Source organism: Streptomyces sp. NPDC051020 (genome assembly GCF_040683105.1).
GTDB lineage: Bacteria > Actinomycetota > Actinomycetes > Streptomycetales > Streptomycetaceae > Streptomyces.
Map to the genome: position 1 here is coordinate 13735 of NZ_JBFBCG010000010.1, position 16879 is coordinate 30613.

The window sequence follows — 16879 nt, forward strand, 5'->3', positions numbered from 1 at the left end:
TTACCGTTCGGCGTCCTGTGACGTCACAGGATGTCATGAACCGTTCTGCGGCCAGGGGGGCCGGGCCGGGTGGGGCCGGCACCCGTCCGGCCGTACAGGCGGTGCCTGTACGGCCGGATGCGTCTATCGTGACGAGGACTGCACAAGGTTGCCGAAGGTGTCCGGCGTGGAGGAGTGGACGTGAAGCTCGGTCTGCACTACTGGAACTACTCGCAGCCGGCCGACCCCGCGCTCATCGCGCCCACGCTCGCCGAGTCGGCGCGGATCGCCGACCAGGGCGGGGTCGCGTCGTTCACGGTGATGGACCACTACTTCCAGATGGAGACCCCGCAGAGCGCGGCCGACGAGCCGATGCTGGAGGGGTACACGGCCCTCGGGTACGTGGCCGCGCTGACCCAACGGATGACGCTCGGGCTGATGGTCACGGGCGTGATGTACCGCCACCCCGGCCTGCTCGCGAAGATCGTCACCAGTCTCGACGTGCTCTCCGGCGGCCGGGCGGTGCTCGGGCTCGGCGCCTCCTGGTACGAGCGGGAGCAGCGCGGGCTCGGGGTGCCGGTCGTCCCGGTGGCGGAGCGGTTCGAGCGGCTCGAGGAGACACTCCAGATCTGTCTGCAGATGTGGAGCGAGGACGACGGCCCCTACGAGGGGCGGCACTACAAGCTGGCCGAGACGCTCTGCGTGCCGGAGCCGATCGGGGAGCGGCCGCCGATCATGATCGGCGGCGGGGGCGAGAAGAAGACGCTGCGGCTGGTCGCCCGATACGCGGACGCGTGCAACCTGTTCGCCACCGACGTCGACGAGGTGGCCCACAAGCTCGATGTGCTGCGGGAGCACTGCGAGGCGGCGGGACGCGACTACGACGCCATCGAGAAGACCCTGATGTTCAGCAGGCCGGTCCTGGACGAGACCGATGCGTTTCTCGCCGACGTCGAGGCGTACGCGGAGCTCGGCATCAGCGCGGTCCAGGTGCTGCCGGACCGGCATCCGGTCAGCTTCGCCGAGCAGGTGGCCGCGCGCATCGTGCCCAGGCTCGCCACGATCGGCTGACGGCCTCCGGATCCTCGTACCTTCTTTGGGGCCGGTGGTGGGCCCGTGGGCCCAAGCCCCCTTCCGGCGCGCTCATTACGCTCGTGCACGACCAACCGTGAGGCATGTGACGACGCCGCCCTGAAGCGGCAATCCGGCATGCCCGCGCGCACGGAGAACTTCACGCCCCATTCGTACTGGCGAGGTGCCCCCACACCGATGAGGTGAAGCGTCGATGAGTGACGGATTCTTCTACTCGTACCACCTTGGCTGGAGCCGCCCCGATGCCGAGTCGCTGCTCGGTGATCTCGATGCGGCCGGACTGCGGCTCACCCACCCCGCCACCCGACGCATCACCCTCGTCACTCCGGGATCCGAGCCGGTGATGACCCAGTCGTGGGTGACCAGGGAGCAGCTCGCGCTCCTGGCGGGCCTGCAGCGGCTCGACGAGATCGGATTCCTGCTCTGGGTGAAGCGCGGCGCGGAGATCCGTGTGCGCCTTCGCCGCACACGGGACGGCATCGTCTCCCTCGAATTCGGGCTGTACTGGCTGTCCCGGGACGAGCAGGAACTGGCCGTGCGCGCGATCAGGGAGGCGATCGGCAGGGCGTCCCTGCTCTGCCTCGGTTTCGTGGTCGACCGGGAGGGCGCGTCGGCGGCGACCGACTGGCGGGCGGTCATCGTCAACGGCACGACCTTCTTCGACAGTTGGCCCGACACGCTTGCCGTGCGGCATGAGATCGCCGACATGCAGCCGCAGTTGTCACGTGTGACGTCCTTCGAGCAGTCGCCGTGGATGCTGTTCGGGAGCGAGGTCCCCAGCAGGTAGGGCGCGCAGGTCGGGAGCTCGGGTCCGGGTTTGGGCCCTGGGGCCCATGCCCTGGACCAGGCGATGTGGTCGGATAAGTGAAGTGGCCCAAGTCTGGTCACGCGCCGACCAGTTGGGGGACTCGTCGTGTCTGGCACAGGCGGAGTAGCAGTTCCGGGCGGCGCCGGCGGCGGCGTTTTTCCGACCCGTTCCGGCAGGCAGTCGCTGCCGCGCCCGCTGCAGGCGGTACTGATTCTCGTCCGGACGCTGTTCGTCTTCGCGGTCCTGGGCGGCATCGGTGTGCTCACCGTGGCGTCGTCGATCAACGAGGTCGACGGAAAGCTGATCGGACTGCTGCTGTACGCGGCACTGCCGAGCGTCTGCGCCTTCGTCCTCTCGCTGTACCTGCGTACCGGCGGCATCTGGATCTGGCGCGGGCTCCTCGCCGTCCACGTCTGGCTCACCCTCGGCGCGCTGGCGACGCTGGGCGCGGGCGGCGGGCGCGGGGCGACACAGCTGGTGATGCCGCTCGTGATCGTCGTCCTGCTGTTCCGTCCGTCCTCCCGCGACTGGTTCGAACTCTCCCTGGAGCAGCGGCAGCCGCACCGGCCGTTCAGCATCGCCCGGATGATCAAGTGGCGCCGGGACGGCGGCCAGACCGCCATGGAGTACCTGGGGTTGGTCCTGGTGGTCGTGGCCCTCATCGGCGGCCTCGTGGCGACAGGGATCGGCGCCCAGCTGACGGGGGAGATCCGGAGCGCGATCTGCCAGCTGACCGGCAGCGCGTGCCCGGCACCGGGCGGCGGCGACGTGGAGGCCGGGGGCGGTACGACCGGTGGGGGCACGGACTCGGGTGGCGCGGTCGCGGGCGGGGGCACCGGCTCGGGCGGGTCGGCCGCGTCCGGGGGTTCGGACTCCGGCGGGTCGGACTCGGGAGGCTCGGACGCGTCGGGCGGAACCGACGGCTCGGGCGGCTCCACCGAGGGCTCCGGCGCCTCGGGCGGATCCGACAGCACCGGCGGGAACGGCGGGACCACCGGCTCGGGCGGCACCGACACCACCACCCAGGACGGCGACGTCGACCAGGGCGGCGACGACATGGACCCCACCGAGGGCCCGGACGCCGACTACGGCGACTACGACGGCAGCCAGGACAAGAAGGACGACGAAGGCTGCACCTCCGGCGTCGGAGCGTTCTTCTCATGCGCCGCCCACCAGACCGGCGGCTTCTTCAAGGGCCTGGTCGGCGACGGCCTGTGGGGCGATGTCACCGGCACCTTCGACACGATCATTCACCCCATCAAGGCGTGGAACGGCCTGAAGGACTACGGCAAGAGCCTCGGCGACAAGTGGGTCGAGGACTCCAAGGGCGCGGGCGACAAGTGGTCCAAGGGTGACTACCTCGGCGCCGTCTGGGACTGGACCAAGGCGTCCGGCGGCACAGGCGTGAAGGTCCTCGACGACATGTTCATCGGCGACGAAGTCCGTGACATGTGGAAGAACGGCAACGAGGGCCAGGCGATCGGCACCGGTCTCTGGAACATCGGCTCGCTCTTCATCCCCGGCTACGGCGAAGCCAAGCTGATCGGCAAGGCCGGAAAGCTGGGCAAGCTCGGGAAGCTCGGCAAGATCGGTGAGCTGGCCCAGAAGGCGTCGGACGCCGCCTCCAAGGCCAGGAAGCTCGCCAAGGCCGGCGATGTGGGCGGCGCGGAGAAGGCGGCGAAGGAGGCGCGTCAGCACGCCGACGACCTGGAGAAGAAGGTCGAGAGCAAGGGCTGCCCGATCGGCGCGGGCCCCCTCGGCCGTACGGGGATCCGGCCGGGCGCCACCACGGTCACCACGGCCTCCGTACGCACCACGGCAGGCACGACAGCAGCCACGACGACACGGACGACGGCATCCGGCGCCACACGGGCCGCGTACGCCGGATACGTCACGCTCCCCACCGGCTTCCGTGCCGAGGGCTGCGAGGCCTCACCGGAAGAGGTCGAGGCGGCCAAGCAGGCGAAGAAGGACGCGGACGAGGCCGACAAGGCGGCCAAGGCCGCCAAGCGCGAGGCCGAGCGGAAGCGGCTCGCGAAGATGGAGAAGCCGTCCTGGTACGACCAGCTCAAGAACCCTCGGGCGGGCACCAAGGACCTCGGTGACGGCAAGTGGAAGTCGAAGAGCGCCGACACGTACGCCTACCCGCAGGAGATGGGCGCCCGCTACCAGGAGCAGGTCTCCGGCGTGAAACGCGGCAAGGAGTACGAGGTTCCGCTCGACAAGATGGACGGCAAGCCCGTCGAGTTCGACGGCTGGGACTCTGCGAACCAGACGTACATCGAGACGAAGTGGGGCTACCGCGGAACCCGGTTCTACAACGAGGAGTCGGGCCAGCTCACCAGCCTGGCGACCAACCGCTGGGTGCAGCAGGCGACACGGCAGCTCGACGCCGCGCGCGGAAAGCCCGTGGTCTGGCACATGTCGGACCCCGACGTGGCCAGGGCCACGCAGGAGATGTTCGACGACAGGGGCCTCGACATTACTGTGGTGCACACCCCGGTGAAGCCCTGACCGGGCAGCGTGAGAGGAGACCCCGTTGCTGAATGTCACGGTCCACGGGCTGTGGGGCGTCCGGAAGGAGGACCCGCAGGAAGTCGCCGAGCGCTGGGGGCACCTGCTCCGTACCCTCGGCGGCATCGACGCCGATGCCTGCGGGACCTGGCGGGCGGCGGAGGCGGAGGACGATCCGACGGCACCGCCGGTCGAGCCCGGTGTGCCCGCCCTGACGGAGTACCTGCTGCTCACCAACCCGGACCCGGACGCGCCGTACATCGGCTACACCGCGTCCCTGTGGTCGGGACGGCTGGAGACGGTGAAGGTGACCGTCTCCATCACCGCGGGAGGATCGGCGAACCGCGCGCCCGACTCGTGCGTGGTGGGGCTCCTCTCGGCCGCGGACGATGCGCCGGAACTGGTGCGGCGGTCCACGGACGTTCTGGAGGCGCTCGTCTCCTGCTGGGGCCCGGACTGGGGCGAGGCGTACAGCAGGGAGGAGTTCCGCGCGGTGAAGACGGAGTTCGGGCTCCGGGCCGGCGCCCCGCGCGCAGGCCGGTCGGTGTATCTGTCGCCGGGCCGGGCGGACCGCGTACCGGAGGGGCTGCCGGGGACGTACACCCGTACGACAGATGGCGGCCTGGTCGTCGATCTCACGCGCGGTGGCACGGAGCTGCCCGGCATCGAGACGATCACCGAGGTGAACAGGCAGCTGCTGGCGGCCGGGGCACTGGAGCCGCTGACGGTGCCGTTCGACCGGGCCACGCTCCCGTAGTACTTCGGCAGGTGGTGCCGCAGGACTGCCGACCACCACCCCTGAACAGACAGCCGTCACAGCACTAACGGGCCGGTCAGGAGGAAGGCCCCGCCCCCCTGGAACTGCCGTGCCGTGGGGGCGGGGCCTTCGCTGTGAGCGCCCTGGCGTGCGGGTGTGGCTGCCAGGGCCTCTCGTTTACTCCGTCTTACGACGGCGCATCCACCAGGTCAGGCCCGCTCCGCCGACGGCGAGTGCCCCGGCGATGGAGGCGATCAGGCCGACGGGGGTGTCGGAGCCGGTGTGGGCGAGGTTGCCGTCCGGGTCCTCGGGGGTGCCGGTGGGGGCGGGAGTGTGGCTGCCGGACGGGTCCGGTGCCGGGGTGGTGGGCTGGTGGGTCGGATTGCTGGTGGGCTTGCCCGTGCTGGTCGGCTTCGGGGCCGGGGTTTCGGTCCCGCCGCCGTTGTAGACCTTGCCGGAGCTGGAGCCGCCGAACATGACGGTGTTGCTGTTGCGGTAGGTGACCGTGGTGGTCCTGGAGGTCTTGGTGGTGGTGTCCGTCTTGGGGTGCTGGACGTTGAACTCCGTCTTGGAGATGTTGCGCTTCGGGGCCTTGGAGAAGTCGACGCCGCCCATGATGCAGGTCTTGTTCTGGCCGTCGACCTGGCAGGGGTAGCTGTAGTCGCCCTGTGTGTAGGACTTCATGTACTCGTCCCACGTCTGCTTCGGGGTCCAGGTCCTGGCCTCGCCCCGCAGTGGCCACCGAGCCACGTTGTTGCTGTTGATGATGGGCCGGAAGTCGGTGACGTGGTCCTTGTCCTGGGTGCGGATGTACTCGGCCGCGACGCGGGCGTTGTAGACGCGGCGCAGGTCGGCGTACGCGCTCCCGCTGTTGACCTTCTCCTCGACGTCGGGGATGACGTACTGATCGACCAGACGCTGCGAGGTGTTGATCTGGGCCTCGGTCAGGTCGCACTTGCCGTTGGGGCTGGGGAAGTTGACCTTCTGCGGCTCGGCGTTGACCTTCAGCGGCGCATCCAGGATGTACAGGCCGTTGTTGTCGGCACGGACCTTGGCGGTCTTGGGGACGATCCACAGCCGGATCTGGTGCCCGCAGGGGATGTTCGCGGCCGCCATGGCATCCCAGTACTGCTTGCCGATGCCGCTGCGGGGGTCCATGTCGCGCGCGTAGTCGTGCTTCATCTCCAGGTCGGCCTGGAGCAGAACACGTCCGGCGTCGGTCTTCCCGAACGTCTTGTCCATGATCTTGTCGGGCTGGTCCGGGTTGAGGTTGACCCAGAACTTGTCCGGCGTCAGCGCGAGCCAGGCGAACATCGCATCGGAAGAGAGCTGAAGGCGCTGCTCACCGCCCCAGCCGGGGTTCTTGTCCTCGTCCTCGACCATGTCGGCCTTGAAGGAGTAGTCGAGACCCTTGCCCTTGGCCGGGTTGCCGACGTACTGAAGCTCCAGGGTGGAGAAGTCGATGCCTCCGGGCCGCCCGAAGCCGCCACGCGTGTTGACCTGGTTGTACTGGTGCTGGAGCTTGCGTGCCTGCTCAGGGCTCTTCGCCGAGCGCCACACGTCGTCGTGCAGCGGGCCGTAGGAGCCGACGCGGCGCGGATCGGGGTTGAAGACCTTGTCGTAGCGGGTGTACCTGTTCGGCGTCCAGCGGGCGTGGCCGTTGGCGCGCTGCTCGCGGATGGTGGCCTGGGGCAGGCTCGTGCCGCGTTCGCTCTGGAGTTGCCGGTTCAGGGTCGCGTACTGGCGCTTGGTGTTGCCCGTGGTCTCGTCGCCGGTGATCAGACGGAGTTTGTGGTCGGCGTACTCCTTGTTGCGCAGGATGTGCTTGTCCCAGCGGAGCTGTTCGGCGATGTGCTTGCCGTTGGACTTGAACTCGACGAACTCTTTGGTCTTGGCGTTGTAGGCGTCGTACTTGCGGACCGCCTGCTCGCCGGTCTTGGGGTTGATGTCCGCCTTGCCGTCCTTGTCGAAGACCGGCACTTCCTTCTGGCAGATCCAGTCCGGTCCGACGAGCTTGAACTGCTTGACGACACGGGATTCGAAGCCGTCGCCCTTGCGCTGGTTGGCCTCGTTGCCGATGACCCGCTGGTCGAGCCAGAGCGGGAAGTCCTTCATCTTCCGAGGGCCGCTGCCGACGAGCTGCTTGTTGAAGCGGGCGTAGATCTCCAGGGCCCGGTACTGCGGGTCACCGGTCTGGCCGTACTTCTTCTTCCACTTCTGGACGTCGTCTTCGGTCTTGCCGGCAGCGTCCAGCTTCGCCTGGTCCGGCGTGGGCATCCCGTCGAAGGCGTGGGAGGGGTTGTCGAAGAAGTAGTCGCCCCAGGTGTCTTCGGGGTTCTGGCTGTAGGGGGTGTTCTTGCCCTGGATGCCGCGGGCCTCGTCCATGTTGTACTTGCGGCCGAGGAACTTCTCATCGCAGCGGATCTTGCCCGGTGCGGCGTCGGCGGTGCTCTGGAAGGCGGGCAGGCCGGTGACGACGAGTCCGGCTGCGGCAGCGGTGGCGAAGCAGGCGGCCAGCCGGAATCGTATGCGTGATCGTATGGAGGTACTCAAGTGTCTGTCCCTGTGGGGGGGGCTCATGGGACACGGAGTTGGACGGTGCGGGCCCCCGTGCTTGCCACCGTCCAGCCCTACACCCTAGATCCTGATGCGTCGTCTGAGACAACGGTTTGTCGAGGTGTGGCGTGTCAACTGGTATGACACGGCGGACAGTTCGTCCCTGTGGTCCGGGAGTCTGTCTACAGTGGGCGGCATGGCTGATCGCACGGACCACGGCATCGACCCGCAGTCCCACCCCGACCTGTCGGCGTGGCTGGCCGAACGCGCCCGGAGCTTCGCGCACTGGGCCGAGGCCACCGGCACCTCCGGGACATGGGACTTCTCCCCCCGGTCCCTGGACGCGCTGGAGGCCCTCATCCGCAGCCGGTACGACAGCGACGCGGAGACTCGCACAGCGCGACGCGACGCATTCCTTCAAGGGGCGTGCTGGTACATCGGGGAAGTGGTGTGCCGCACCCGCGGGGCGGTGTGGAAGTTCGAGCCGTTCGCCGTGAAGGGCGCCGAACTGCCTTCCCTGTTCGGGGAGGCGGATCCGTCAGGGGTCATCGACGACCCCTGTGTGGGGATGCCGGGCGAGGACACGGAGGAGGCCATCTATCCGATGGGCGCCGTGCACGGACTGTTCTGCACCGAGGACGAGCTGGGCAGCCCCATCGCCCAGCACCTCTCCGACGTGATGGGCGACGTCGACGAGGACGACGACGTGGAGTAGCCGGGGCCGCCGCGATCGTCGCCGGCGGGTTGGATGCGCGCGCCCACATGAGGCCGGACGGCCGGTCCGGACGGCGGCTGTCAGATCCAGCCCCGCATCGCCGCGAACCCGAGCAGCAGCCCCACCGCGAACACCCCCAGCACCACCGCGAACACCGCGGGCATCAGCACCGGACCCCAGGCCCGCGGACCGGCGACCGTGGCGCGCCTGACCGGGTCCGCCGGATCGTACGAGACCCGGACCGGCGCCCCGACCTCGAAGCCGAAGGGGCCCGGCGCATGGTCGACGAACTCGACCTCGCGGCCGTCGAGCGTGCGGAACGCGAACACGTACTCCGTCGCATAGCTCCGCTCCCGGTCCGCCCCCCGGTCCACGACCCGGCGCTCCGCACACCGCCCCTCGGCCCGCTCCCCGTGCCGCACCAAGCTCAGCACGCGGCTCAGCCGCAGCGCCGACCGTACGGCGAACGCACCGAGGAACAGGCCGAAGAGCAGCAGGAACGTGGCGGTCCCGCCGGGCAGTACATCCATGAACGCCAGTCCTCCACCCGCTATTTCACGGTGATCGAGTCCACGAACGCGTCGAGGTCCTGAGCGCTCAGCGAGCCCTTCACCGCATTGATCCGGATGGCGAACGGTACGTGCTTCGAATCGACTCCCGCCACCACGACGCCCGTCATCCGGGTGCCGCTCGCCGGCGTCTGCTCCTTGCCGGACGAGGTGAACTCGTAGTCGATCCGACGCGCCTCGCGGGCGCTCTCCTCGCCCGCGAGCCGCACGTCGGTGGTGCCCTTGCGGGTGGCACCGAGGCCGATGCCCGCGCCCGCCGCGGAAGCGGCCTCGCCCGCGTCGTCGATGCCGGTCGCGAAGTCGAGCTGGACCGAGACCATGCCGGTGCGCAGCCCGCCCTCCTCCTTGAGCGCGACGGCCGCGTTGTTCTTGTTGCGGTCGGCGGCGGACTGCTCCTTGTATCCCTTGTTCTCGGGGTAGCCGACCGACACGCTCTTGGTGTCGAGCGTGCCCCAGCCGTCCGGGACGGCGGCGGCGTCCGAGGAGCCGCAGCCGGTGAGCAGGGTGAGACCGAGGGCGGCGGCAACAACCGCGCCGGACGTCCGGGACTTCCTCACTGCCGTCATCGCCTTTCGTTGTGCGGGGTACTGCGTACGGGGCTCACTTCGCGCAGTAGCTGTACGGGAGGAACGCGCGCTTGTCGCCCTGCGGAGCTCCGAGGAACTGCGCGTCCGTCAGTTTCTCCTTCTTGTGCTCGTCCGAGAGGGAGAATCCGAGGCTCATGCCGAGCGAGACCTCGAAGCCGAACTCCTGGGCGTCCGTCTTCCCGTGGTACTGCATCGTGCTCGACAGACCGTCCTGGAACATCATCTGGTCGAACGGGTCGGTTCCGTCGGGCTTCTGCTGAAGCGACTTGTCGCCGAACATGTACTCGAACGGAGCGGTGTTGTTGCCACTGCCGTCCAGCCACTGCTCGGCGATGGCCCGCTTGTCCTCGGTCGCCTTGTCGGTGTCCTTGCCGAAGACGATCGAGTTCGTCTGGACCTCGATGCCCGTGTCGCCGGACGAGTCGGTGGCGCCCGCCTTGCCGCCGCGCTTGTCGCCGTCCTTCTTGCCGTTGTCGCCCTTGGCCTCGCCCTTGTCGGACGTGGAGCCCGTCTCGACCGTCTTCGTCATGTCGATACGGACGATCTTGCCGGTCTTCTGGTCACGGGTGACGGTGATGGCCCCGGTACGGGTGTCCTTCGCCCCGGCCGTACCGGTGAGCGGGCCGGCCGAACCGCTGACCTTGCCCTCCAGTTCGAGCTTGGCGGTGTACGTGTACGACTCGTTGCCGTTGACGTCGTCCTTCGAGATGGTCACCTCCGGGGAGAACTTGACCTTGCCGCCGAGCTTCGCGCCGAGCTTGGACTCGTCGCCCGCGCTGATGTTGAGACCGCCGTCCGCGTACGCATTGAGGCCGATCGTCGAGTAGGAGATCTTCTTGTTGCCGATCTGCTTCTCGACGTCCTTCTTCTTGTCCGCCCACTTCATCCCCGAGTACCAGTTACCGCCGTAGGCGCCGCTGTACTTCGTGGAGGCCTCCCACATCTTCATTTCCTCGATGTCTTCCCGCATCTTCTTGGCGTCCTCCTCGCTCTTGAAGACCCAGGTGTCACCGTTGGTGATCTTGACGCCGCCGCCGACGTCGATGTCCGCCTTGCCCAGCTTGCCGAGCTTGAAGCCGGGAGTGCTGGCGTTGACGCCGACGGATGCGGCGTCCGTGAACGTCATGTAGACCAGCTTGTCGTTCTCGTCGACCTTGCCGTCCCCGTTCACATCCGTTTTGGCCTGGCTGACCTTCTGCTGGAAGCCGTACTCGTTGCCCCACTCGAACCAGCCGATCTTGACCTTGTCGCCGACCGTTTCGGAGACGCTGGAGATCTGGCAGAGCTTGGGCTCGTAGTCGGCATCCGTCTTCGGCTTCGCGACCGGGTTGTTGCCACCGGTGGTGCACCCCCCGCCGCCACCGAGCGAACTGATCGCACACCGGATCCGCTCGCCGATCTGACCGCCGACACCGGCCATCGCCATCGCGCCGATCATCGTGACGACGAGGATGATCACCCCGAGGTACTCCATGGCGGTGGCGCCGCTGTCCCGCCATGCGTACGAGTTCGGGGTGACGGACTCCGCGGTGTCGTCCTCCTCCAGCAGCCGGTCGACGGCCAGCCCGGCGGCCGAACCGGTGACCAGCACCACGAGCGGCATCAACACGCCCTCGACACCGACGAGATGCCACGAGACGACGAGGCCGTACGTGAGTCCGGCGACCGGCACACCCAGCGCGGCGGCCAGATACGCCGGGCGGGACTCCCGCTGCTCCTCGGGCAGGACGCGGGCGGCGGCCAGGACGGTGAGCAGAGTGGTGATGACGCTGGGCACATGCAGCAGGCCCAGCCGCCAGCTGAACTCCTCGAGCCGCGCACCCGTGGCGAGGGTTTCCACGAGCCCGCGGCTCACCAGGAAGCCGGTGACGATGTAGACGAGGGCGCCGACGGCCCAACTGCGCGTCAGCGGAAAGAACGCACCGCCGCCGTTCCGGGCTGCGCCGTTCCAGCCGGGGCCACCACCACCCGGCCGGCCGGGACCCTGCCCCGGCGGTATATGGCCCGTGCTTCCGTGTCCCCAGCCCCCACCACTGCTCACGGCTCTCCCTCTCCGACACTCACTCGCCCTACTCGTCCCCCGCTGACTGAACCTCGGGTGTGGCGTGAGCGTACGGGCGAACTGGCCGCGTGACCTGGGTCCTTGGCCCCAAAGCCGGACCCAAGTGCGCAGCGGTGGCGGCGAATTCGGCGATCGGGCGGCGCAGCAGATCTCCCACCTCCCATGTGCCGGCCGGTCTCAAGTCCCCGCGTCAGGAGGTCTGGACGACCCGCACCCGGGCTCCCGGCCGAAGCCCCCACTTCTCCATCGTCCCGGCCTCCGACTCGATCACGTGCCGCGACCGCAGCCGCACCATCCCGAGCCGCCCCGGCTTCATCGTGTGGACCGCCACCACGTTGAACTTTCGGTCCAGGTACGCCACATCGATCGCGAACCGCATCCGGAACGTGTGCACACTCCCGCACGGGGTGATCATCAGCGCCCCATCGATCCCGTCCTGACCGAGCAGCCCCTTGGACCGCGCCCGGTACGAGGCGGCGATCCGCAGCGGCACCTCCTGCTCCGGCCCGTCCTCCCGGTCCGTGACCGTCAACGTCCCGTTTCCATTGCGCCATTGACCCATGGCCCCGAAGGTAGCGCCCGGTGACCGCCGTTGGGCCCGGAACCGCACGCAGTGGGCCCCTGGACCCATGACCCGTGCGCGTCCACCGGCCTAGGGTCGGTTCCGTGTTCGCCATGTTGCTGGGGGTCGCCGCGCTCTGGGGCGCCGCGACCGGACTGCTGGTCCCTCGCGCCGCCTACCGGTTCTCGGTCGAACCGGACGACGCATGGCGGGACACCTGCCCCGCCGGCCACCCTTTCAGTGGGGTGGCCCGCGGCTGGCTCGGTTCTCCCCGGTGCGCTGCGTGTGCCGGGGTACGGACGGCTCCGCGGGCGGCGGCGGTTGCCGCTTCCGTGCCGGATGCGGGCAGTGGTGAAGCCGGGAGAACGGCTGAGCGTTACGCCCCCTCCCTCCTCGCCCCGGCCGTGACCGCCCTCGGCTGCACCGCCCTGGCCGCGGCCACCGGACTCCGCCCCGAGCTCGTCGTCTGGCTGCTGCTCGCCCCCGTCGCCGTGCTTCTCGCCACCATCGACCGCCGCGTCCACCGGCTGCCCGACCAGCTGACGCTGCCGCTCGCCGGGGCGGCCGCGCTGCTCCTGGGCGGCGCGGCGCTGCTTCCGGAGCATGCCGGATCGTGGACCTCCGCGCTGCTCGGCGGGCTCGCGCTCGGCGGCTTCTACCTCCTGCTCTTCCTGATCAACCCGAACGGGATGGGCTTCGGCGATGTCAAGCTCGCCCTGTCGCTGGGCGTGGCCCTCGGCTGGTACGGGTGGGCGATCGTCTGCGCGGGAGGCTTCGCCGGGTTCGTGTTCGGTTCGGTGTACGGGTTCGGGCTGATGATCCTGCGACGGGCCGGGCGCAAGACAGGCATCCCGTTCGGGCCGTTCATGATCGGGGGCGCCCTGCTCGGGCTCCTGTTGGGCGGCCTCTAAGACCGACCGGCACATGGGGAGTGGGGGAGGCCGTAACCTGCCGTACCGCTCACGGACCGCCGGCGATTGGATCACGTCGATCCGAAAGGCAGGTCCTACGCGTGCGGCCCCACCGTCACCTTCCCGACCGTCAGCTCCGTCTTCCCTCCCAGCACCGTCCCCACCCGCTCCACCTGTTCCTCCAGCCCCCGCAGCTGTACAGCGGTGAGCGGGGACAGCGGCTCCACGGTCACCGCGATCCGGCGACCCGAGCGGCGCTGGTGCCAGACCCCGGCGACCGTTCCGTCGATCAGCAGCAAGGGGAAGTTCCCCGCCTGACCGCGCGCCAGCGCGCGCTCGTACGCCGCGCCCGGGAAGAGCCGCTCGCGCGGTTGGGACGCGATGGCGAACGCATCGAAATAGGGGAGCAGCCGCACCCCGCGCGCCGGTCCGGCGGGGAATCCGGTGTCGCCCGCCACCAGCCACGCCGTACCGCCGCTCTCGTACGCCACCTCTTCGATCGCCCCGTCCCCGGCCAGCTCCGCGAAGAGGGACACGGCCCACCTCGTCGGCGCTGCGAGCCATCTGGCGAAGTGCGCAGGGGTGGCGGGGCCGTACGCGTGCAGATAGCGCCGCACGAGTCCGGCGAGCGCCGTCGGACCGTCGAGCGCGATGGCGCCCGGGTTGGTGTACGTGACCTTGCGGCCCCGGTCCGGGGCGAAGCACAGCACACCGCGGTGGCCCGCCAGATGCATCACCTGCCGCCAGCGCGGCCACAGCCCCTGGAACGCGGGTATCACCCGGTCCCCGGCCCACGGACCTGTGCGGGCGACCACCGCGTCGGACAGCTCGTCGATCGTCAGCTCGGCGCCCGTCAGCGCGTCGCCGATCGCCGCCAGGACCTCCTCGGTCTGCCCGGGACTCATCCGGACGTCCTCCCGGAGCGGACCGGCCCCGGTGGGAACTTCGGACAACGCGCCGGTCCACATCGGTAATTCGGCCGCAGGCAGCAGATGTACGGTGCCGCGCGGCCCGTACGTCCTGACCAGGGTGCGGTCGGTCCACAGCGCGGTGCGTACGTCGGCACACGTACCGCCCGTCAGCCGCAGCCCGACGGACAGCTCGGCGGCGGACCGCACCTGCGCGTGTGCGGCGAGCATCGCCGCCACGGCGTCCGCGGGGGAGGCGGCCAGGGGGGCGGAGAGGCCCTGGCGCTCGATCCGGCGGGCGTTCGCCCCGGTCCAGGTCATGGTTGCTGCTCGGGTCGTCATGATGTGGAAACTAGCGGCCCATCGGGTCAGAGGCTGTCCCATATTCGCCCCACGACCTCTGTGAGACGCACAGCTGCGGTCCTGATCGGCGCGACGGCGCTGGTCCTGGCTCCGGCTGCGTGAAGCCGGAGGGCGGTCACCGACCCCTGGCGTGGGGGCCGGCGTCAAGCCGACGCCTCCGGCAGCACACCCGCCTCATCCGCCCTTTCCGCCCCCAGGAGCTGTGCTCGGACCGGAGTCCACCGAATTCGGAGAGTAATTGTCGGGTGGCGTGGCACGCAGCATCACTTACGAAGGGTTATGGTGGAAACCCCCCCTCGGGCCGGTCCGTATCCCCCCCCCCACGGACCGGCCCGTTTTTTGTACCCGTCCGGCGAAGACCGGACTCTCAGCCCCGGCCGGCCCAGATGTTGGTGCCGGCGGTGTCCACGGCGAAGGTGTCGATCTCCTTCAGCTCCTCGGCCGACAGTGCCGGCCCGGCGAGCGCCGCGACGTTCTCCTCCAGCTGCTTCACGCTCGAAGCACCGATCAGGGCCGACGTCATCCGGCTGTCCCGCAGCACCCAGGTGAGTGCCAGCTGAGCGAGTGACTGGCCGCGCCGCTGCGCGATGTCGTTCAGCCCGTTCAGCCGGCGGACCACCTCGTCCGAGAGCAGATCCGGGTCGAGGGACTTGCCCTGGGTGGCGCGTGAACCCTCCGGGATGCCCTTCAGGTACTTGTTCGTGAGCAGCCCCTGGGCGAGCGGCACGAAGGAGATGCAGCCCATGCCGGCCTCCTCCAGCGTGTCGAGCAGCCCGTCGTCCTCGATCCAGCGGTTGATCATCGAGTAGGACGGCTGGTGGATCAGGGCCGGCACGCCCATCTCCCTGAGCAGCGCGGCCGCCTCGGCGGTCTGCTCCGAGTTGTACGAGGAGACGCCCACGTACAGCGCCTTGCCCTGCTGCACGGCGGAGGCCAGCGCGCCCATGGTCTCCTCGAGCGGAGTGTCCGGGTCGAAGCGGTGCGAGTAGAAGATGTCGACGTAGTCGAGCTGCATCCGCTTCAGTGAGGCGTCGAGCGACGACAGCAGATACTTGCGGGAGCCCCATTCGCCGTACGGGCCGGGGTGCATCTCGTACCCGGCCTTGGTCGAAATGATCAGTTCGTCGCGGTACGGGGCGAAGTCCTGCTGGAAGAGCTTTCCGAAGTTGAGCTCGGCGGAGCCGGGCGGCGGCCCGTAGTTGTTGGCCAGGTCGAAGTGGGTCACGCCGAGGTCGAAGGCGCGGCGCAGAATCGCCCGCTGGGAGTCCAGGGTGCGATCGTCGCCGAAGTTGTGCCACAGGCCGAGCGAGACGGCGGGGAGCTTGAGGCCGCTGCGGCCGGTGCGGCGGTACTCCATGGAGTCATAGCGCGAACCGGCGGCCCGGTAGGAGAAAGAAGAATCAGTCACGTTTCCCTCCTTATCACGGACTTGTGACAGGCCGGGTTGGGCCGGTGCGGTGCCTGCGCAGTAATGTGGCGGCCTCGGGGACTGCCACGGCACGGCGGAGCTACGGACTCTGCGGACCAGTGTGACGATTCCCACGGGGTCGACCCCGGGCCCCGGGCAATGGGGCGGGAGGGCCCGCACGGAACCGAGAGGTGAACTCAGTGAACTTGCGCGACCTGGTGTACGGGCTCTACGCACGCCGGGTGGAGGCCCGCCTCGACCACGCCCAGGTGCCCAAGCACATCGGTGTCATCCTCGACGGCAACCGGCGCTGGGCGAAGGCGTCCGGCGGCACGGCCGCGCAGGGGCACCAGGCGGGTGCGGACAAGATCCAGGAGCTTCTCGGCTGGTGCAGTGAGACCGATGTCGAGGTCGTCACCCTGTGGCTGCTGTCCACGGACAACTTCGACCGGCCCGAGTCCGAGCTGACGCCGCTCCTCGGCATCATCGAGAACACGGTGCGCGACCTGGCGGCGGACGGCCGGTGGCGCGTCCACCACGTCGGCACCCTCGACCTGCTGCCCGCGCACACGCAGACCGTCCTCAAGGAGGCCGAGCAGGCCACGTCCGGGGTCGACGGAATACTGGTCAATGTCGCCGTCGGCTACGGCGGTCGGCAGGAGATCGCGGACGCGGTCCGGTCGCTGCTGCTCGACCACTCGTCCAAGGGGACGTCCTTCGAGGACCTGGCGGAAATCGTCTCCACCGACCTGATCTCGGAGCACCTCTACACGCGGGGGCAGCCGGATCCGGACCTGGTGATCCGCACGAGCGGCGAACAGCGGCTGTCCGGCTTCATGCTCTGGCAGAGCGCGCACTCCGAGTACTACTTCTGCGAAGTCTTCTGGCCGGCGTTCCGCAAGGTCGACTTCCTCCGCGCGCTGCGCGACTACGCCGCCCGAGGCCGCCGCTTCGGCGGCTGACGCCGCCCGTCTCCTCCACGGACCCCTCGGCCGGGTAGGCCTGGACCCCCGTGCCCGGAGTCGTCACTTGCCGCCCCCGACGCCACCGGTCCCGTCGTCCATCGCCGGACGGGCTCGACAGCCCGG

Annotated in this window: 14 protein-coding genes; 7 read left to right on the plus strand and 7 right to left on the minus strand. The window is 69.3% G+C overall.

Translation table 11 applies throughout. From position 1 onward, the window contains the following. Positions 1-180: 180 nt before the first annotated feature. The 4 genes from AB0N06_RS07895 to AB0N06_RS07910 all read left to right on the plus strand — a co-directional run bounded on the left by AB0N06_RS07895 (position 181) and on the right by AB0N06_RS07910 (position 5150). Positions 181-1050: an LLM class F420-dependent oxidoreductase gene (locus AB0N06_RS07895; protein WP_366133824.1), complete on the plus strand. Its 870-nt coding sequence runs from the start codon at positions 181-183 to the stop codon at positions 1048-1050. A 214-nt stretch (positions 1051-1264) separates the two neighbouring features. After that, the gene (locus AB0N06_RS07900) at positions 1265-1858 is read left to right on the plus strand and encodes a hypothetical protein (protein ID WP_366133825.1); all 594 of its coding nucleotides are present in this window, start codon (positions 1265-1267) and stop codon (positions 1856-1858) included. A 126-nt stretch (positions 1859-1984) separates the two neighbouring features. Further along, the gene (locus AB0N06_RS07905; RefSeq protein ID WP_366133826.1) at positions 1985-4393 is read left to right on the plus strand and encodes a Tox-REase-5 domain-containing protein; all 2409 of its coding nucleotides are present in this window, start codon (positions 1985-1987) and stop codon (positions 4391-4393) included. Between the two features lie 25 nt (positions 4394-4418). Next, entirely contained in the window at positions 4419-5150 is a 732-nt protein-coding gene (locus AB0N06_RS07910; RefSeq protein ID WP_366133827.1) for an Imm52 family immunity protein, read from the plus strand. 177 nt (positions 5151-5327) lie between these two features. Here AB0N06_RS07910 and AB0N06_RS07915 read toward each other — a convergent pair whose 3' ends face one another. Continuing rightward, positions 5328-7703 (minus strand): hypothetical protein, encoded by a 2376-nt coding sequence (locus AB0N06_RS07915; protein WP_366133828.1) that lies wholly within the window; start codon positions 7701-7703, stop codon positions 5328-5330. 199 nt (positions 7704-7902) lie between these two features. Between AB0N06_RS07915 and AB0N06_RS07920 the strand changes: the two genes are divergently transcribed. Beyond that, positions 7903-8421, plus strand: coding sequence for a hypothetical protein (locus AB0N06_RS07920; RefSeq protein ID WP_366133829.1), 519 nt, complete (start codon positions 7903-7905; stop codon positions 8419-8421). Between the two features lie 80 nt (positions 8422-8501). On the opposite strand, the gene AB0N06_RS07925 is transcribed toward AB0N06_RS07920, so the two are convergent. The 4 genes from AB0N06_RS07925 to AB0N06_RS07940 form a co-directional block, all read right to left on the minus strand. Beyond that, positions 8502-8951: a DUF3592 domain-containing protein gene (locus AB0N06_RS07925; protein ID WP_366133830.1), complete on the minus strand. Its 450-nt coding sequence runs from the start codon at positions 8949-8951 to the stop codon at positions 8502-8504. A gap of 20 nt (positions 8952-8971) precedes the next feature. Beyond that, complete coding sequence (locus AB0N06_RS07930; protein WP_358857915.1) at positions 8972-9556, minus strand: hypothetical protein; 585 nt, start codon at positions 9554-9556, stop codon at positions 8972-8974. 34 nt (positions 9557-9590) lie between these two features. Continuing rightward, on the minus strand, positions 9591-11618 hold the full coding sequence (locus AB0N06_RS07935; protein WP_366133831.1) for a hypothetical protein: 2028 nt from the start codon (positions 11616-11618) through the stop codon (positions 9591-9593). Between the two features lie 211 nt (positions 11619-11829). Then, positions 11830-12201 carry a DUF192 domain-containing protein gene (locus AB0N06_RS07940; protein ID WP_366133832.1) on the minus strand — a complete coding sequence of 124 codons (372 nt, stop codon included), beginning with the start codon at positions 12199-12201 and terminating at the stop codon, positions 11830-11832. Positions 12202-12305: 104 nt separating this feature from the next. Here AB0N06_RS07940 and AB0N06_RS07945 point away from each other — a divergent pair, with 104 nt between their 5' ends. Then, positions 12306-13112, plus strand: a complete 807-nt coding sequence (locus tag AB0N06_RS07945) for a prepilin peptidase (RefSeq protein WP_366133833.1) — start codon at positions 12306-12308, stop codon at positions 13110-13112. Positions 13113-13207: 95 nt separating this feature from the next. Here the strand turns inward: AB0N06_RS07945 and AB0N06_RS07950 are convergent, their stop codons facing one another. Both AB0N06_RS07950 and mgrA read right to left on the minus strand, forming a co-directional pair. Continuing rightward, entirely contained in the window at positions 13208-14362 is a 1155-nt protein-coding gene (locus tag AB0N06_RS07950; protein WP_366133834.1) for a winged helix DNA-binding domain-containing protein, read from the minus strand. Positions 14363-14750: 388 nt separating this feature from the next. Then, positions 14751-15791: an L-glyceraldehyde 3-phosphate reductase gene (gene mgrA / locus AB0N06_RS07955; protein WP_366133835.1), complete on the minus strand. Its 1041-nt coding sequence runs from the start codon at positions 15789-15791 to the stop codon at positions 14751-14753. Positions 15792-15991: 200 nt separating this feature from the next. Here mgrA and AB0N06_RS07960 point away from each other — a divergent pair, with 200 nt between their 5' ends. Next, the gene (locus AB0N06_RS07960; RefSeq protein ID WP_358857923.1) at positions 15992-16753 is read left to right on the plus strand and encodes an isoprenyl transferase; all 762 of its coding nucleotides are present in this window, start codon (positions 15992-15994) and stop codon (positions 16751-16753) included. The last annotated feature ends 126 nt before the right edge of the window (positions 16754-16879 follow it).

Bases quoted from the DNA above. Each gene is read 5' to 3' on its own strand.
- AB0N06_RS07900 (WP_366133825.1), top strand. From the start codon at position 1,265: ATGAGTGACGGATTCTTCTACTCGTACCACCTTGGCTGGAGCCGCCCC.
- AB0N06_RS07920 (WP_366133829.1), top strand. From the start codon at position 7,903: ATGGCTGATCGCACGGACCACGGCATCGACCCGCAGTCCCACCCCGAC.
- AB0N06_RS07925 (WP_366133830.1), bottom strand. From the start codon at position 8,951: ATGGATGTACTGCCCGGCGGGACCGCCACGTTCCTGCTGCTCTTCGGC.
- AB0N06_RS07930 (WP_358857915.1), bottom strand. From the start codon at position 9,556: ATGACGGCAGTGAGGAAGTCCCGGACGTCCGGCGCGGTTGTTGCCGCC.
- AB0N06_RS07940 (WP_366133832.1), bottom strand. From the start codon at position 12,201: ATGGGTCAATGGCGCAATGGAAACGGGACGTTGACGGTCACGGACCGG.
- AB0N06_RS07950 (WP_366133834.1), bottom strand. From the start codon at position 14,362: ATGACGACCCGAGCAGCAACCATGACCTGGACCGGGGCGAACGCCCGC.